At 62.4% G+C, this 17,011-nt stretch carries 8 protein-coding genes; 7 read left to right on the top strand and 1 reads right to left on the bottom strand.

Annotated features, from left to right (window positions below; translation table 11 throughout):
• Positions 1–13 precede the first annotated feature (13 nt).
• Genes recC through MSNKSG1_RS14630 form a run of 4 tightly spaced genes read left to right on the top strand, consistent with a single transcriptional unit; the run spans position 14 to position 11,001 of the window.
• Positions 14–3,601, top strand: a complete 3,588-nt coding sequence (gene recC / locus MSNKSG1_RS14645) for an exodeoxyribonuclease V subunit gamma (protein ID WP_008940067.1) — start codon at positions 14–16, stop codon at positions 3,599–3,601.
• On the top strand, positions 3,598–7,329 hold the full coding sequence (recB, locus tag MSNKSG1_RS14640) for an exodeoxyribonuclease V subunit beta (RefSeq protein WP_008940066.1): 3,732 nt from the start codon (positions 3,598–3,600) through the stop codon (positions 7,327–7,329). The genes recC and recB overlap by 4 nt, the downstream gene beginning before the upstream one ends.
• The gene (recD, locus tag MSNKSG1_RS14635; protein ID WP_008940065.1) at positions 7,326–9,578 is read left to right on the top strand and encodes an exodeoxyribonuclease V subunit alpha; all 2,253 of its coding nucleotides are present in this window, start codon (positions 7,326–7,328) and stop codon (positions 9,576–9,578) included. Before recB ends, recD begins: the two co-directional genes overlap by 4 nt.
• Positions 9,579–9,636: 58 nt before the next feature.
• Positions 9,637–11,001: a GGDEF domain-containing protein gene (locus tag MSNKSG1_RS14630; protein ID WP_008940064.1), complete on the top strand. Its 1,365-nt coding sequence runs from the start codon at positions 9,637–9,639 to the stop codon at positions 10,999–11,001.
• Here the strand turns inward: MSNKSG1_RS14630 and MSNKSG1_RS14625 are convergent, their stop codons facing one another.
• The gene (locus MSNKSG1_RS14625) at positions 11,002–12,798 is read right to left on the bottom strand and encodes an ABCB family ABC transporter ATP-binding protein/permease (protein WP_008940063.1); all 1,797 of its coding nucleotides are present in this window, start codon (positions 12,796–12,798) and stop codon (positions 11,002–11,004) included.
• A 151-nt stretch (positions 12,799–12,949) separates the two neighbouring features.
• Between MSNKSG1_RS14625 and MSNKSG1_RS14620 the strand changes: the two genes are divergently transcribed.
• The 3 genes from MSNKSG1_RS14620 to MSNKSG1_RS14610 all read left to right on the top strand — a co-directional run bounded on the left by MSNKSG1_RS14620 (position 12,950) and on the right by MSNKSG1_RS14610 (position 16,981).
• Positions 12,950–14,686 carry an ABC transporter transmembrane domain-containing protein gene (locus tag MSNKSG1_RS14620; RefSeq protein WP_040886979.1) on the top strand — a complete coding sequence of 579 codons (1,737 nt, stop codon included), beginning with the start codon at positions 12,950–12,952 and terminating at the stop codon, positions 14,684–14,686.
• An 84-nt stretch (positions 14,687–14,770) separates the two neighbouring features.
• A complete protein-coding gene (gene gabT / locus MSNKSG1_RS14615) occupies positions 14,771–16,048 on the top strand; it encodes a 4-aminobutyrate--2-oxoglutarate transaminase (protein WP_008940061.1) in 1,278 nt (425 codons plus the stop codon).
• Positions 16,049–16,207: 159 nt separating this feature from the next.
• Positions 16,208–16,981, top strand: coding sequence for a VC0807 family protein (locus MSNKSG1_RS14610; RefSeq protein WP_008940060.1), 774 nt, complete (start codon positions 16,208–16,210; stop codon positions 16,979–16,981).
• The last annotated feature ends 30 nt before the right edge of the window (positions 16,982–17,011 follow it).

Genomic DNA, 17,011 nt, shown 5'->3' with positions numbered 1-17,011 from the left:
AACAAGGAGCCCCATGGCCAACGCCATCCAACCCGGTTTTCACGCCATCCACGCCAACCACCTGGAAGATCTTCGGCGCGCAGTGGTTTTCCTGTGCCGGGAAAACCCGCTGCCACCGCTGGAGAGCGAAACTTTCCTGGTACAGAGCAACGGCATCGCCCAGTGGCTGAAGCTGGCCCTGGCAGAAAAACGCTCAGACGACGGAACCGGGGGTGGCCTGGGGATTGCCGCTGGCATGGACTTCCTGTTTCCGGCACGGTTTATCTGGCAGGCCTACCGGGCCGTGCTGCCGGACGGCGAGGTGCCTGAACAGTCTCCGTTCGACAAACGCCGGCTGGTCTGGCGGTTGTACCGGCTGTTGCCCGACCTGGTGGGCCAGGACGACGCCTTCGCCCCGCTTGCCCGGTTTCTCGAGGGCCCCGATACCGATCTGCGCAATTTCCAGTTGGCCGAGAAAGTGGCCGACCTGTTCGACCAGTACCAGGTATTCCGGGCGGACTGGCTGAGCGCCTGGGAGCAGGGCAGCGATGTGCTGATCACCGCCCGTGGTGAGGAAAAGCCCGTCAGCGCGGAAACCCTCTGGCAGCCGCTGCTCTGGCGCAGACTGGTGGCGGATGTCGGCTCCGGGGCCCACACCAGCCGGTCGCGGATCCACACCCGGTTCAAGGAGGAGGGCCAGCGCCTGGCCGCCCCTTCAAACCCGGCCCGGTTACCCCGGCGCATCGTGGTGTTTGGCGTCTCATCACTGCCCCGCCAGGCTCTGGAAGCCCTGTATGTACTCAGCCGGTTCAGCCAGGTGGTACTCTGCGTCCACAACCCCTGCCAGTACTACTGGGCCGACATCGTCAGTGACCGCGACCTGTTGCGGGCCGAACGCAAGCGGGGTGTGGCCCATCCGGCGCTGTCGAAGATCGCCGATCCGGACCAGCTTCACCAGCACGCCAATCCCTTGCTGGCGGCCTGGGGAAAACAGGGCCGCGACTACATTCGCCTGCTCGATGAGTTCGACAATCCGGAGCAATACCGGGGCCACTTCGACACACCCGACCAGAAGATCGACATCTTTGCCCCACACGGTGACCCCGGGGCACCGGCCCTGCTCCACCAGCTGCAGAACGACATCTACAACCTGACCCCACTGCAGGAAATCCGTGGGGAAAACCGGCAGCTGGATCTGGCCCGTGATCGTTCCATTGCCTTCCACGACGCCCACAGTCCGCAACGGGAAGTAGAGATCCTGCACGACCAGTTACTGGCCGCCTTCAATGCCGATCCGGACCTGCGTCCGCGGGACGTCATGGTGATGGTGCCGGACATCAACGTCTACGCACCCCATATTCAGGCGGTCTTCGGACGCTACCAGCCCGGGCGCAAACGCCACATTCCGTTCACCATCTCCGATCAGGGCCAGCGTCATCATGAACCGGTGGTCATAGCCCTGGAAACGCTGATGTCCCTGCCCAGGAGCCGGTTCGGTGTCAGTGAGATCCTGAGCCTGCTGGAGGTCCCGGGTATCCGGGACCGGTTCGGTATTCAGGAAGCGGAAATTCCCCTGGCACGGCGCTGGGTAGAAGGCGCCAACATCCGCTGGGGTCTGCACGGGCAGCACCGGGAAAGCCTGGCCCTGCCGGCTGACCTCGAGCGCAATACCTGGCAAGCCGGGCTTCGGGCCATGCTCCTCGGCTACGGTATGGGGGAGGATGATCCCTGGGCCGGTGTCGAACCCTACGGAGAGATTGGAGGCCTGCAGGCGAGCCTGGCCGGTCGCCTGGCCGACTTCATCCAACGCCTGGAAGCGCTTTGGCACGACCTGCGCACACCCCGGACGCCGGCGGACTGGGAAGCCCTGTTTTCCGACATGCTGTCCCGGTTTTTTCACAACGTCGAAGGCCACGACCTTTTGTTGCTCAACCGGTTCCGGCGCCAGCTCGAGCAGTGGCTCGACGATGCCCTGGCCGCCGGCCTGGAGACCCGACCTCTGCCCCTGAACATTGTCCGGGACGTGTTGCTGGCCGGGTTGGACGAAGGAGGATTGAATCAGCGCTTCCTGGCGGGCAAGGTCAATTTCGCCACCCTCATGCCCATGCGCGCCATCCCCTTTCGAATGGTCTGCCTGCTGGGCATGAACGATGGCGATTACCCCCGATCCCGCCCCCCGGTGGATTTCGACCTGATGGCCAACGACTACCGGCCGGGGGACCGTTCCCGCCGGGAGGACGATCGTTACCTGTTCCTCGAGGCACTGCTGTCAGCAAGGGAGCAGCTCTACATCAGCTGGGTCGGCCGGAGCATACGGGACGATTCGGAACGGCCGGCCTCGGTTCTGGTGGCGCAACTACAGGATCACCTCAACAGCTTCTGGTCGCTGCCGGGCACCCCGGATTATCCGGTCACCCACGCACTGACCACCCGCCACCCCCTGCAACCGTTCAGCCGCGATTACTTCCCTGCAGGCAACGCCCGGGACACCGGCGAGGACAGCCCGCCAAAATTGGTGTCGGAGGTTCTGCAGGCACGCGGCCTGTTCACCTACGAACGGGAGTGGCGCAGTGCCCACAACACTGACATGGAAGCCCGTGAGCGGGAATCCCTGCCGTACCAGACACCGGAGGAACCCATCAGCCTCAACGATCTGGCCAACTTCCTGAAACGGCCCATCGACACCTTTTTCCAGCGCCGTCTGCAGGTGTATTTCGAGGCTGTGGAGGACGAAGACACAGACAACGAGAACTTCGACCTGGACGGCCTGGATCGCTGGCGACTGGACAATGAGCTGATCCGGGAAGCCGTGGTGAAAGCCGGGTCCGAGGCGGAACTGCACGAACGGATGGCAATCACCCTCGACCGGATGGCCCGTCGGGGTGATCTGGGCATGGGCGTCACCGAACATCGCCTGCGGGATGAGCTGGCCGGTCGTTTACCGGACCTGTTCGAACGCTACCGGAGCGCGCTCGCGGACTGGCCCGAACCCCTCGCCGAGCCAGTGGCCTTCGAGTACCGGTTCGGAAACAGAACGGGATCCGTGGAGGTTGCGGATCTCATCGACCAGCTGCGGGTCAATGCCGACGGCCGCCGCTGTCGGCTGGTCGTGGCCAGTTCGGGCCTGCTGAGCGGTGGCGGTTCCGGCCGGAAAGTGCGCTACGCCAACCTGATGCGCGACTGGGTGATTCACCTCGCCGGCCAGCTCACGGATCAGCCCTTCGAGACCCTGATTCTTGCCAAGGAGGAGAAGCGCACGTTTACCTTCTCAGGGATACCAGCGGATCAGGCCCGACACCACCTGGAGGCCATCCTGGCTGCCTGGATGAATGCTACCACCCGGGCACTTCCGATCCACTGCGAGGCGGGATTTGCCTGGCTTACCAGTTACTACCAGAGCAAGAAATACCATGGCGATCAGGCGCGGGCACTCAGCGAAGCGGAACAGGCCTACACCACCGCTCTGGAGCGCGACACCGGCTATCTGCGAGGTGCCTTCGACAGCCCCGAAGCTCTGCTGGCCAGCGATGAATTCGAATCCTTACTGCATAAATTGTATGTGCCGCTCTGGGAAGCCGAGCAGGATAAATGCGCCGCAGAACAGATTGAGGGAGAGGCATGAATACAGGCAATCCCCACCGTACGCCCAACCTTGATCCTTTGACCCTGCCACTGAACGGCAGCACCCTGATCGAGGCCAGCGCCGGCACCGGCAAAACCTTCACCATCGCCATTCTCTACGTGCGTCTGGTTCTCGGCCACGGGCAGCCCGAGGGCTGCCCACTAGCCCAGGGGCTCCTGCCGCCGAACCTGCTGGTGGTGACCTTTACCGACGCCGCTACCAAGGAACTCCGGGACCGGATTCGCACCCGGCTGACCCAGGCCGCCGAGGTGTTCTCCGAGGACGAGGACGATCCACAACCTCCGGCGGAAACCCGGCTGCTGTATGAACTCCGTGACGCCCACTATCCGGATCCCGCGACCTGGCCGGAGTGCCGGAAAAAACTGCTGCTGGCCGCCGAGTGGATGGATGAGGCCGCGGTATCGACCATCCACGGCTGGTGCAACCGGATGCTCAGCGAGCACGCCTTCGACAGCGGCAGTCTGTTCCGGCTTACTCTGGAGACCGACCAGAGTGACTTGCTGGATAACGTGGTCCGGGATTACTGGCGCACCTTTATCTATCCGCTCCCACCGGCACTGATGGACGAGGCCCTGAGCCACTGGAACACCCCGGATGCCCTGCGCCAGGCCATCCGGAACCTGCTGCCGGATGCCGGCCGCCTGGGCGCATCCGACGGGGACGTGTACCAGGCCATAAACCAGGTCGTCAGTCAGCGCCTGGCCCGCTCCCGCGAACTGAAGGCCAACCCCTGGCGCGACTGGCAAGGGGAAGTGACCGACCTGCTCAACAGCCTGAACAAAAGCAAACGCCTGCATGGCGCCAGCAAGAACGCCATGGTCAAGGTCTGGGACGATCTGGTCGCCTGGGCAGACTCCGACCAACTGCTGCCGGAGAACCTCGATAAGGCCGGCTTCCGGAACCAGACACCCGATGGCCTCGCTGCCATCCTGAAAGGCGAGGGCGATCCGCCGGATCATCCCGCCTTCGACGCCATCGGGGCACTGATGGCGTTCAGCCAGAATCAGCCCGGCGCCCGCGCCGACATTCTGCGACACGCCAGCCGGTGGGTGGCAGAACGCCTGGAAGCCGAAAAGCAGCAACGCTCGGAAATGGGCTTTGATGACCTGCTCACCCGTCTGGACGAAGCCCTCGATGGGCCTCGGGGTGATCAGCTGGCGTCGACTATCCGGCGCCAGTTCCCGGCAGCGCTGATCGACGAGTTCCAGGATACCGACCCGGTCCAGTACCGGATCTTCAACCGGATCTACCGGGTCGCGGACAACGACCCTGCGACCTGTCTGCTGATGATCGGCGATCCGAAACAGGCTATCTACGGCTTTCGCGGGGCGGACATTCATACCTACCTGGAAGCCCGCCAGGACGTCCACGACCGAACCTGGACCCTGGGCCGGAATTTCCGCTCATCAGCCACCATGGTCGACGCCGTGAACCGGGTGTTCGAGCACGCCGACCGGAACAGCCGGGAGGGCGCCTTCCTGTTTGGCAAGGGCGACTCGACGCCGCTGCCGTTCCAGGGGGTCGCCGCCAACGGCACCAGGCGCGAATGGCGGATCAACGGCACCCCGCAACCCAGCCTTTGCTTCTGGACCCTGGACAACCAGCAACCCGACGCAGCCGAGAAGACTGCCGCCCTGGCCAAGGGCGCGGCGACGACCCAGGTCGCCGAAACCTGTGCCAGTGAGGTTGCCCGGTTGCTGGCGCTGGGGCAGGCCGGCCAAGCCGGCTTTGTGCTGCCGGACGAACCGAAGGACATGGAGACGGTCAGCCCCGGGGACATTGCCATCCTCGTCAACAACCGTAACGAGGCCGCCGCTGTCCGTGAAGCTCTCGGCCGCCGGCGTATCAAGAGTGTGTATCTTTCCGATCGGGACTCGGTCCTTACGTCGACCGAAGCGATGGAGATCCTGACCTGGCTGCGCGCCTTCGCCGAGCCGCGGCAGCTGGCCCTGATCCGGGCCGCCCTGGCCACGCCTACCCTGGGCCAGTCCTGGCAGAGCCTTGATCGTCTGCTCACCGATGAAATGGCCCTGGAACGGGAAATCGACCGGTTCATGGACTATCACAACCGGTGGCGGACCCAGGGTGTACTGCCCATGCTGCGCGCCTTCCTGATGGACTTTGAGGTGCCGGCACGCCTGCTACAGAGAGCCGATGGCGAACGCCGGCTCACGGACATCCTGCACATCGCCGAACTGCTGCAACAGGACAGCCTGCAGCTGGACGGCGAGCACGCCCTGGTGCATCACTTCACGCAGATCCTGCGGTCGGCGGATGAGGAAGACGAACACCGGACCCTGCGCCTGGAAAGCGACGCCGGCCTGGTCAAGGTGATCACCGTGCATAAATCCAAGGGTCTGGAATACCCGCTGGTGTTCCTGCCGTTTGGAACCGCCTTCCGGGCCCAGAGCGACAAACAGGCCTATGTCCGTTACCACGATGAGAGCGGGACGCTCAAAACCGTGTTCGACCCGGAGCCGGAGGATGTGGCCCGGGCCGATCAGGAACGGTTGGGGGAAGACATCCGCAAGTTGTACGTCGCCCTGACCCGGGCACGCTATGCCACCTGGGTGGGTGTTGCCGCCATCACTGACTGGCACCGCAGCGGCCTTGGCTACCTGCTGGGCGGCGAAGAGCTTGACGGGATGTCCGCCGTCGACAGTCTCCGGCCCCTGTTGGAAGGAACCGGGGCCATCACGGCGTCGGCACTGCCGGAGCCAGACGATACCCTGTATAGCGAACCGTCTCCCGAAGCCCTGGGGCCGGCACTGGAAGCCCGGCGCGAGGCTCGGGAAGACTGGTGGATTGCCAGTTATTCCTCCATCGAATACACCGGGCTGGCGGGCACCGGCATCGTCTTTTCAGGGGAAGTCGAAGACGCAGAGATCCAGAACCTTCTGGAGGAATCCGCCCAGGCTGCCGATGCGGATGAGGCAAAGTCCGGACCGGGTCACTCCCTGCACGACTTTCCGAAGGGGGCCAGCCCCGGGACCTTCCTTCACGAACTGCTTGAATGGTGTACCCGGGAGGGTTTCAGCCGCATCGCCGAGCACCCGGAGCTTCTGCGGGAACACCTTACCCGCCGTTGCACCGTACGGGGCTGGACGGAGTGGGCGGATACCCTGGAACACTGGCTGCTGGCGCTGATCAGCACGCCCCTGACACTGGACCGCAAGGGCGAGTTTCGGGCACCCCTGATGGCGCTGAACACCGTTCGCCCGGAACTGGAGTTCTGGTTCGAAAGCTGCAATGTCTCCACCCGTAGCCTGGACGCCCTGGTACAGGAGCATACCCTCGAGGGCGCCGACCGGAGCCAGGTGGACGACCGACGGTTCAACGGCATGCTCAAGGGCTTTATCGACCTGGTGTTCGAGCACGAAGGTCGTTACTACGTTCTGGACTACAAATCCAACAGCCTTGGTGACGACGACAGCGCCTACACCGACCAGGCCATGGGTCAGGCGATTCTCGACAAACGGTACGACCTTCAATACATCCTGTACCTGCTGGCGCTGCACCGGCTGCTGAAAGCCCGGCTCCCCGGGTACGATTACGACCGACACATCGGTGGCGCCGTCTATCTCTTTTTGCGCGGTATCCACGCCCCGGGGGCCGGAGCCTTTACCGACAAACCACCCCGTCAGCTCATTGAACAGCTCGACGCCCTGTTCGACGGCCACCGGATGACAGGGGAGGATGCCGCATGAGCCGGACCCGCCATTCCGACAACCAGTTTGATCTCGACCTCGGGGAAGACCCTGGAAATCCCGGGCAACCGTCATCGGCGCCGGAAATGGCCGCGGTAATGACCGACGGCGACCGCATGGAGAGGTTGCTCGAACGATGGCAGGACGCCGGCTGGATCCGCGCCCTGGACGTTGCGTTTGCCCGGCTGATCCGCGATCTGTGCCTGGAGCAAGGGGAATCCCCCGCACCACTGTTGCTGCTGCTCGCTGCAATGACTTCCCACCAGGTCGGTCGGGGGCACGTCTGTATCGACCTGGTGTCGCTGCTGGACAATGCCGGCCAGACCCTGGCATTGCCTCCGGAGGAGGCACCGATGCCCGGATACCCGGAGCAGAGGGACTCCCTCCCAACGCCGTCCGATATTCTGTCTCAGGTCACATTGTCAGAGTGCACAACGGCCCTTGGCAAGACTTCAGCCGTAAGTCATGGCTCACATACAACACCGCTTGTGCAGGTCGATACCCGGCTTTACCTGCGCCGGCTCTGGCGATACGAACGGCGGATTGCCGAGGGTATCCGGAGCCGCCTTTCGCCATCGCCGGTTCTGGCGGATGCCACCTCACCATCGGCGACGACACTCCGGCGGGCCCTGGATGCCCTGTTCCCTGACCGGGACGATGTGGACTACCAGAAGCTCGCCTGTGCCCTGGCAGCCCGCAATCGCTTTGCGATCATCACCGGCGGCCCCGGCACTGGCAAGACCACAACCGTGGTCAATCTCCTCGCCGCGCTGCAGGCGACGGCCGGTTGCGATTCCGGGCGGGATGGACGCAAGTTCCGGATCCGTCTGGCTGCGCCCACCGGCAAGGCGGCGGCCCGCCTGAACGAATCCATCGGCAACGCCGTCAATCGTCTACCGCTTGATCAGTTACCCGGCAACGTGGACCTCGCGGATATTCCCACCCGGGTAACCACCCTGCATCGGCTGCTGGGTAGCCGTCCGGACAGCCGAAAATTCCGGCATCACCGGGACAATCCCCTGCTGGTGGATATCCTGGTAATCGATGAGGCCTCCATGGTGGACGTGGACCTGATGGCCTCGGTGTTCGATGCCCTGCCGGACCATGCGCAGCTGATCCTGCTGGGCGACAAGGACCAGCTGGCCTCGGTGGACGCGGGCGCGGTGCTCGGTGAACTCTGCCAGCGTGCCAGCGAGAGCCACTACCGGCCTGCAACGGCCACCTGGCTGGCGGCGGTCTCCGGTGAACAGGTCCCGCAGACGCTGGTGGACGATAACGGCGAACCGCTGGATCAGGCCGTTGCCATGCTTCGCAAGAGTTACCGCTTTACCGAAGACAGCGGCATCCGCCAGCTCGCCGAAGCCGTCAATACCAACCAGCTGGACCGGCTCACGCTGGAGCGTTGCCGTGACGCCGCGTTCGACGATGTCATCTGGCTGAATGGCGGCGATCGATCCCCGGATCCCGACGCCACGCTGGAGGGCATCTGCCGTCATGCCATCTCCGGCTCTCCGGAGGCGTTCCGGAACCGGGGCGTGGGCCGACACACCCACCACGGTGAGCTGGCGCCGCCGGTGGGATACCAACACTACCTCACACTCATGAACCATCATGGCCTCGATGCGGACAGTCCGCCCGAGGCCTGGGACGATCTGGCACGGCAGGTGCTGGAGGCCTTCGGGGATTTCCAGGTCCTGTGTGCCCTGCGCAAGGGCCCCTGGGGCGTGGAGGGCCTGAATGACCGTATTGCCCGACGTCTGCTGGAAGCCAGGCTGATTCCCCGCGCCGAGGGCTGGTATGCCGGTCGGCCGATTCTGATCACCGGTAACGATTACAATCTGGGCCTGATGAATGGCGATATCGGCATCACCTTCAGCCTGCCCGGGAACCGGACGGACGACGGCGAGCCTGGCACCACGCTGCGGGTCGCCTTCCCCAGCGGCGATGGGACGGATGGCATCCGCTGGATTTCCCCCAGCCGGCTGCAGCAGCTGGAAACGGTGTATGCCATGACGGTCCACAAATCCCAGGGATCCGAATTCAATCATACCTGTCTGGTCTTACCGGATCGGATGAGCCCGGTGCTCACCCGTGAGCTGATCTACACAGGGATTACGCGTGCCCGAAACTGGTTCAGCCTGGTCACCGGACATCCGGATGTACTGACGGCGGGCAGCCGACTGCGTATCCAGCGCGCCTCGGGCCTGGCGGAGGCACTGAGGTCATCTGTCCCGGTGAACGAATCGTAAATGAACGGTAGTTCAACTATAGTCAGAAAAGACCCCGTCACTCAGAGTACGCGACTGAATGAACGACGCATCCGGGCCAGCAGACAACGCCTATCTCGGTCAGGGCGAAGCCGCCCGACTGAGGACCATTCTGGAGGGCACCCGGGCAGGCACCTGGGAATGGAATGTCCAGACCGGCGATGCCCTGTTCAATGAACGCTGGGCGGGGATCATCGGTTATACCCTGGACGAACTCCAACCCCTCTCCTTCGAGACCTGGCTGACCCACACCCATCCCGACGACCTGGTGGTCTCGGAAAAGCTCCTGCAATCGCATTTCCGGGGAGACACAGACTATTACGAATGCGAAGCCCGCATGCGGCACAAGGACGGGCACTGGGTGTGGGTTCGGGCCTATGGCCGACTGGTGAGCCGGACCCCCGATGGCAAGCCGGAATGGGTGAGCGGCACCCACATCGATATATCGGCCAGCAAGGCCTACCAGGAAAAACTCGAGGCACTCCAGACAGAACAGCAGCGGACCATTGAGCGGCTGGAAAAAATGGCGTCACGAATTCCGGGCCTGGTGTATCAGTTCGAGATGGGTCCGGACGGCACCATCCGCTTTCCCTATGCCAGTGCCGGTATCGAGCGCATCTACAATGTCACCCCCGATCAGGTGCGGGAGGACGCCACCCGGATTTTCGACGCCATTCACCCGGACGACCATGCCCCGGTCCGTGAAGCAGTGGAGGCCTCCCGGGTCAGCGGCGAGGACTGGATCTGCGAATACCGGGTGATTGTGGATGGCGAGATTCGCTGGGTATTCGGCCGGGCCCGGCCGGATTATCGAAAGGATGGAAGAACCGTCTGGTACGGCAGTATTCTCGATATCACCGCCCAGAAGGAACTGGAAGAAAAGCTACGCCGGATCGCGGTGACCGACGAACTGACCGGCTCGGCCAACCGGCGCCAGTTCATGAAGCTCCTGTCCCGGGAATTTCTGCGTTACCAGCGCAATGGCCCCGACTATGCCGTGATCCTGTTCGATTTCGACTGGTTCAAGCGGGTCAACGACCGGTTCGGACACAACGCCGGCGACCTGGTACTCAAGGAAACCACAAGGATTCTCCAGGGCGAGCTGCGGGCCAGTGATACGCTTGGACGAGTGGGGGGAGAGGAGTTTGCCATTCTCCTTCCGGACAGCGATCTGGACAGTGCCCGACAACTGGCCGAACGACTGCGCCAGACCATTGCCCAGCACCGGTTCAAGGGTATGGAAGAAACCCTGCACGGCACCATCACCTGCGGGGTGGCCGTATCCGATCCGGAGGACGACCAGTCCAACACCATTATGCTCCGAGCCGACAAGGCACTGTATCGCGGCAAATCCGCGGGCAGGAACCGGGTCGAGACCTTTCACTCCGGCGATAACGCCCGGTAATCACTCCGCAGGCCGGCTCTGGTGTTGTTGCTGCCAGAGGCGGGCATAGTGACCATCGCGGGCCAGCAGGTCGTCATGATGTCCGCTTTCAACAATCACTCCGCCATCCATAACCAGGATGGTGTCGGCGTCCCGGATGGTAGACAACCGGTGAGCGATCACCAGGGTGGTTCGCTGGCGACTGATCTCCTTCAGGGCACTCAGGATCGATTGCTCGGACAGCGAGTCCAGCGACGACGTGGCTTCATCGAGGATCAGCAGAGGCGGGTTCTTGAGGATGACGCGGGCAATGGCGACCCGTTGCTTTTCCCCTCCGGACAGCTTGAGCCCCCGTTCACCGACCCGGGTGTCGTAACCATCGGGGAGGCTGTGGATGAAATCTTCCAGATGGGCCATCCGGGCCGCCCGGTGCACCTCTTCCTCGGTGGCGTCCGGCCGGCCATAGGCCAGGTTCCGGTACAGGGTGTCGTTGAACAGCACCGTATCCTGGGGCACGACGCCAATGGCCGATCGCAGGCTGTCCTGGGTGACCTCGCGAATGTCCTGGCCGTCGATACAGATCCGTCCCTCGTCCACATCGAAGAAACGGAACAGCAACCGGGCCAGGGTGGATTTTCCGGCCCCGCTGGCGCCGACCACGGCCATGGTCTGTCCGGCCGGAATGGTAAAGTTGACGTCCCGGAGGATGGGCCGGTCCGGACGATAGGCGAAGCGGACCTGCTCAAAGCGGATTTCACCCCGCTGCACGGACAGGGCGGGCGCATCCGGTTTGTCCACAATCGCCGGTTTGTCCCCGAGCAGTTTGAACAGCCGCTCGACATTGACCAGAGCCTGCCGGATTTCCCGGTACACGAACCCCAGGGCATTGAGTGGGATGAACAGCTGGATCAGGTAGGCATTGATCATGGTGAAATCCCCCAGGGTAATCTCGCCACTCGCCACCTCACGCACCGCCATGGCCATGATTACAATCAGCGCCACGCCAATGATCAGGGCCTGTCCGGCGTTCAGGGTGGCCAGGGACAGACGGTTCCTGAGCCGGGCCTGTTCCCAGTCCTCCAGGTCCCGGTCATAACACTCGGCTTCGTAGCGTTCATTGTTGAAATATTTGACCGTCTCGTAATTCAGCAGACTGTCCACAGCCCGGGAATTCGACTGATTGTCGCGGGCGTTGGCCTCGCGCACGAACCGGGTCCGCCATTCGGTCACCCGGATGGAAAAAACCACATAGACCACGACCGCCACAGCAATGGCCAGCACATAGGTGATGTTGAAGATCACCAGGAGAATGCCCGATACCATCAGGATTTCCAGTGCCGTCGGCACGATATTGAACAGGGTGAACCGCAGCAGGAAACTGATGCCGTTGGTCCCGCGCTCGATATCCCGGGCCAGGCCACCGGTTTTGCGGTCCAGGTGGAATGCCAGTTCCCGCTGGTGCAGGTGACGGAATACCCTCAGGGAGACCCGGCGCATGGCCCGCTCCGCCACCCGGGCGAACACGGCGTCGCGCAATTCGTTGAAAAGGGTGCTGCCGAACCGGAGCGTTCCGTAGGCCACCACCAGCCAGACCGGAATCCACAACACAATGTCCGCGCCCCGGTTCTGGTCGAGGTAATCCACGATGTATTTCAGGGCAATGGGAGTAGCCACCGTCGCCAGCTTTGCCAGGACCAGCAGGGAAAGGGCGAAGATCACCCGCCCGCGGAACTCGGTCAGGTAGGGCCAAAGCCCGGCAATCACCTTCCAGTCCGGTTTGTGGTCAGCGGGGTAGTCGTTATCGGCGTAGGCTCTCAATGGCGTTTCCTTGACGATCGGAGATGACGGGGCACGGATTCCGGCAAGCGGTTATGATAGGTCTTGCTGGCAAAACTCGACGTATAGCTGCCAGAGTCTACCGTACCGCGTACCCAGGAGGCACACCATCCAACCCCGTCACCGCAAGGCCCTGAAACTCGTTGTCGAATTCATCCGGCCCTATCGGCGGGCCGTGGCGGGTGCCCTGGTGGCATTGGTCATCACCGCCGGCATTACCCTGAGCCTGGGGCAGGGCCTTCGCATCCTGGTGGATCAGGGGCTGGCCACCGAGTCTCCGGCCAACCTGGCAAAGGCCATCGGCCTGTTCTTCGTGCTGGTGCTGGGCCTGGCGTTTGGCTCGTTTGCACGCTTCTACCTGGTCTCCTGGATCGGTGAGCGGGTGGTCGCGGATATCCGGAAAAAAGTGTTCAACCACTTGATCGATCTTCATCCGGGCTTCTTCGAGCAGAACCGGGCACTGGAAATCCAGTCCCGATTCACCGCGGACACCACGGTCCTGCAATCGGTCATCGGCTCCACGGTGTCCATCGCCCTGCGCAACGCCCTGATGCTGGTGGGCGGGCTGGCTCTGCTGTTTGTTACCAACGCCAAGCTGGCCAGCGTCATCATGCTCGGTTTCCCGCTGGTGATTGCCCCGATTCTGTTCTTCGGTCGACGGGTGCGCGCTCTGTCGCGGCTGAGCCAGGACCGTGTGGCCGATGTCGGCAGCTATGTCGGGGAGAGCCTGACCCAGATAAAAACCGTGCAGGCGTTCAATCATCAGCCCCATGACCGGTCCTTCTTTGCGAACGTTTCCGAACAGGCCTTCGACGTGGCCCGGCAACGTATTCGACAGCGGGCCTGGCTGACGACGCTGGCCATTTCCCTGGTGATGGGGGCGGTCGGTATCGTCATCTGGATTGGTGGCCTGGACGTCATCCACGGTCGCATCAGCGCGGGCGAGCTGGCCGCATTCGTTTTCTACAGCCTGTTGGTCGGTGTTGCCGCCGGGGCCATTACCGAGGTCATCGGTGAGTTGCAGAGGGCGGCCGGCTCTGCCGCACGGCTGTTTGAACTGCTGGAAACCCGCTCCGACTTCGAAAGGCCCTCCGGGACAGTAACAGGCCAGCTGCCGACACCGATCCGGGGTCGGCTCGACCTCGAAGACCTGCATTTTGCCTATCCGACCCGGCCGGAGAAGGCCGCCATCGACGGGCTGTCCCTCACCGTAGAACCGGGCGAAACCCTGGCACTGGTGGGGCCGTCCGGCGCCGGAAAATCCACGCTGTTCGATCTGCTCCTGCATTTTCACTCACCTCTGGGCGGACACATCCGGATCGACGGCGTGGACATTGCCACCCTGGATTTAACGTCCCTGCGGCGGTGTTTCGCACTGGTTCCCCAGAATCCGGCCCTGTTTCATGGCACCGTGGCCGACAACATCCGCTACGCCAGACCCGATGCGACGGCCGAAGCCGTCGAGGAAGTCGCCCGGATCGCCCACGCCCACGAATTTATCCGGGGTCTGCCACAAGGCTATCAAACCCCTCTGGGCGACAATGGCACCGGCCTGTCCGGAGGACAGAAACAACGACTGGCGATTGCTCGCGCGCTTCTCTCCGACGCACCAATCCTCCTGCTGGACGAGGCTACCAGTGCGCTGGATGCCGAAAGCGAGCATCTGATTCAGGAGGCCATGCCGGCGCTCACCGACAATCGGACCACCCTGGTGATCGCCCATCGCCTGGCCACGGTACGCGACGCTGACCGCATCGCCGTGATGGATCAGGGCAGGCTGCTCGCGGTTGGTAGCCACGAGGAACTGATGGCGGGCAACGCCCTGTATCAACGGCTTGCACGGCTTCAATTTCGGGATTCCACAACCTGATTCCGCGTGGTCGGTTTGTGGCTTGCGCCCGTACTGCTTACACTGGTAGTTAAACCTACTGACTCCAACCAGGAGGATCGCAAAGTGAGCAATCAAGAATTGCAGGCACTGAAAGAACGTTACGTTGCAGCCGGCGCGGCAAGTCCCAATGAACAATTTGCCGATCACGCCCTCAATGCGGAGCTGTGGGACGCAGATGGCAGACGCATGATCGATTTTGCCGGCGGTATCGGCGTTCTGAATATCGGTCATCGGCATCCGAAAGTGGTGGAAGCGGTGAAGGCACAGCTGGACAAGGTCATGCATACCTGCCAGACCGTCATGCCGTATGAAGGCTACGTCAAGGTGGCGCAAAAGCTGAGCGAAGTGGCGCCCGTTCGCGGCCACGCCAAGGTCATGCTCGCCAACTCCGGTGCCGAGGCGCTGGAAAACGCCATGAAGATTGCCCGGGCCGCCACCGGCAAGACCAACGTCATCTGTTTCGACGGGGGTTATCACGGCCGTACCTTCTACACCATGGCCATGAATGGTAAAGCTGCCCCGTATCAGACCGACTTCGGGCCCATGCCCGGGACCGTCTACCGTGCTCCCTATCCGGTGCCCTATCACGGGGTCAGTGAAGACGAAGCCCTGCGTGGCCTGAAAATGGCCATGAAGGCGGACTCGCCCGCGAACAACACAGCCGCCATCGTCATTGAACCGGTACTGGGTGAGGGCGGTTTCTACGCGGCGCCAACCAGTTTCCTCAAGGAAATCCGCAAAATCTGTGACGAAAACAACATCCTGATGGTGGTGGATGAGGTCCAGAGCGGGTTTGGTCGGACCGGCAAAATGTTCGCCATTGAACACAGTGGTGTGGAGCCGGACCTGATGACCATGGCCAAGAGTATGGCCGATGGCATGCCGATTTCTGCCATTGTCGGAACGGACAAGCATATGGACGCGTCCGGGCCGAACTCACTGGGTGGCACCTATACCGGCAGCCCGACCGCCTGTGCAGCAGCCCTGGCGGTGTTCGATGTGTTCAAGGAAGAAGATATCCTGGGCAAGAGTCAGCGTCTTGGAGAAAAGCTGAGGGCGCGCTTCGACCAGTGGCAGGAGCAGTTCGAGCATGTGGATAACGTGCGGAACCTGGGCCCCATGGCGGCCTTTGAACTGGTGGAAAGCAAAGACAGCCACACACCCAAACCGGAACTCGCTGCAGCGATCACCAAAAAGGCAAAGGAGAAGGGCCTGATCCTGCTCAGTTGCGGAATGTACGGCAATACGCTTCGCTTCCTGATGCCAGTCACCATTGAGGACGATATCCTCGAAGAGGGGCTGGCCATTGTCGAGGAAAGCCTCAAGGAGGCAGGGGCCTGATCGTTCCAGCCCGACCTTGACCTGATCAGGAACAGCAACGCCGGGGCCGGCGATCTGCCGCCCCGGCGTTCCATCTTCGATTGATACCGGATTCGTCGTATACTGCCAGACCTTGGTATTGGAAATGCCCTTCCGTTTACTCACCAATCAGGTAGCTGCATGACTCCGGAACCCTCCTCCTCGGTCCCCGACCACAAACCCCGCCCCTGGGTGGACCTGCTTGTCAGTATCGTCATTCCCTCCGTCATCCTGATGAAGCTCAGTGGCGACGACTATCTGGGTAGTGTCAATGCGCTGATCATCGGTCTGGCCTTTCCGCTGGGCTGGGGCCTGTTTGAACTGGTCCGGTACCACAAGAAGAACTTCATCGCGTTGCTGGGCCTGATCAGTGTGGGCCTGACCGGAGGCATCGGGCTGCTGGAACTCAATGCCCAGTGGCTCGCCGTCAAAGAAGCCGCCGTGCCCGCGATTATCGGGCTGGCCGTTTTGCTTTCCACCAGAACGAAATATCCGCTGGTCCGCTCGCTGCTCTACAACCCCAGTGTCCTGGACGTAGACAAGATTCAGCACACCCTGCGCGAACGGGGCAGTGAGGACGAGTTCGAAGCCCGGCTGCTCAAAGCCAGCTACATGTTTTCCGGAACCTTTCTGTTCTCTTCGATCATGAACTACGTTCTGGCCCGCTGGATCGTGACCAGTCCGTCCGGAACCCAGGCCTTCAATGAAGAATTGGGCCGGATGACCCTGGTCAGCTATCCGATGATCGCCATTCCGTCGATGATCATGATGATGCTGATCTTCTACTACCTGTGGCGGACCATCCGACGGCTGACCGACTACACGCTGGAAGAAGTGATGGCGCCGCATCTTATTGAAAAAGAAAGAGAAAAAGAAGCCGCGAAACAACGGAAACAGGAATCTGACCGGTCATAAAAGCAGCGCAAAAAAAAGGGCGGCGGAAAC

This window comes from Marinobacter santoriniensis NKSG1, from assembly GCF_000347775.1.
GTDB lineage: Bacteria > Pseudomonadota > Gammaproteobacteria > Pseudomonadales > Oleiphilaceae > Marinobacter > Marinobacter santoriniensis.
The sequence above is the reverse complement of the archived record's forward strand: the minus strand, read 5'-3'. Positions and strand labels throughout refer to the sequence as shown.

Excerpts from the sequence above, each read along its gene's own strand:
- recD (WP_008940065.1), top strand. The coding sequence starts at position 7,326 with ATGAGCCGGACCCGCCATTCCGACAACCAGTTTGATCTCGACCTCGGG.
- recB (WP_008940066.1), top strand. The coding sequence starts at position 3,598 with ATGAATACAGGCAATCCCCACCGTACGCCCAACCTTGATCCTTTGACC.
- recC (WP_008940067.1), top strand. The coding sequence starts at position 14 with ATGGCCAACGCCATCCAACCCGGTTTTCACGCCATCCACGCCAACCAC.
- MSNKSG1_RS14630 (WP_008940064.1), top strand. The coding sequence starts at position 9,637 with ATGAACGACGCATCCGGGCCAGCAGACAACGCCTATCTCGGTCAGGGC.
- MSNKSG1_RS14610 (WP_008940060.1), top strand. The coding sequence starts at position 16,208 with ATGACTCCGGAACCCTCCTCCTCGGTCCCCGACCACAAACCCCGCCCC.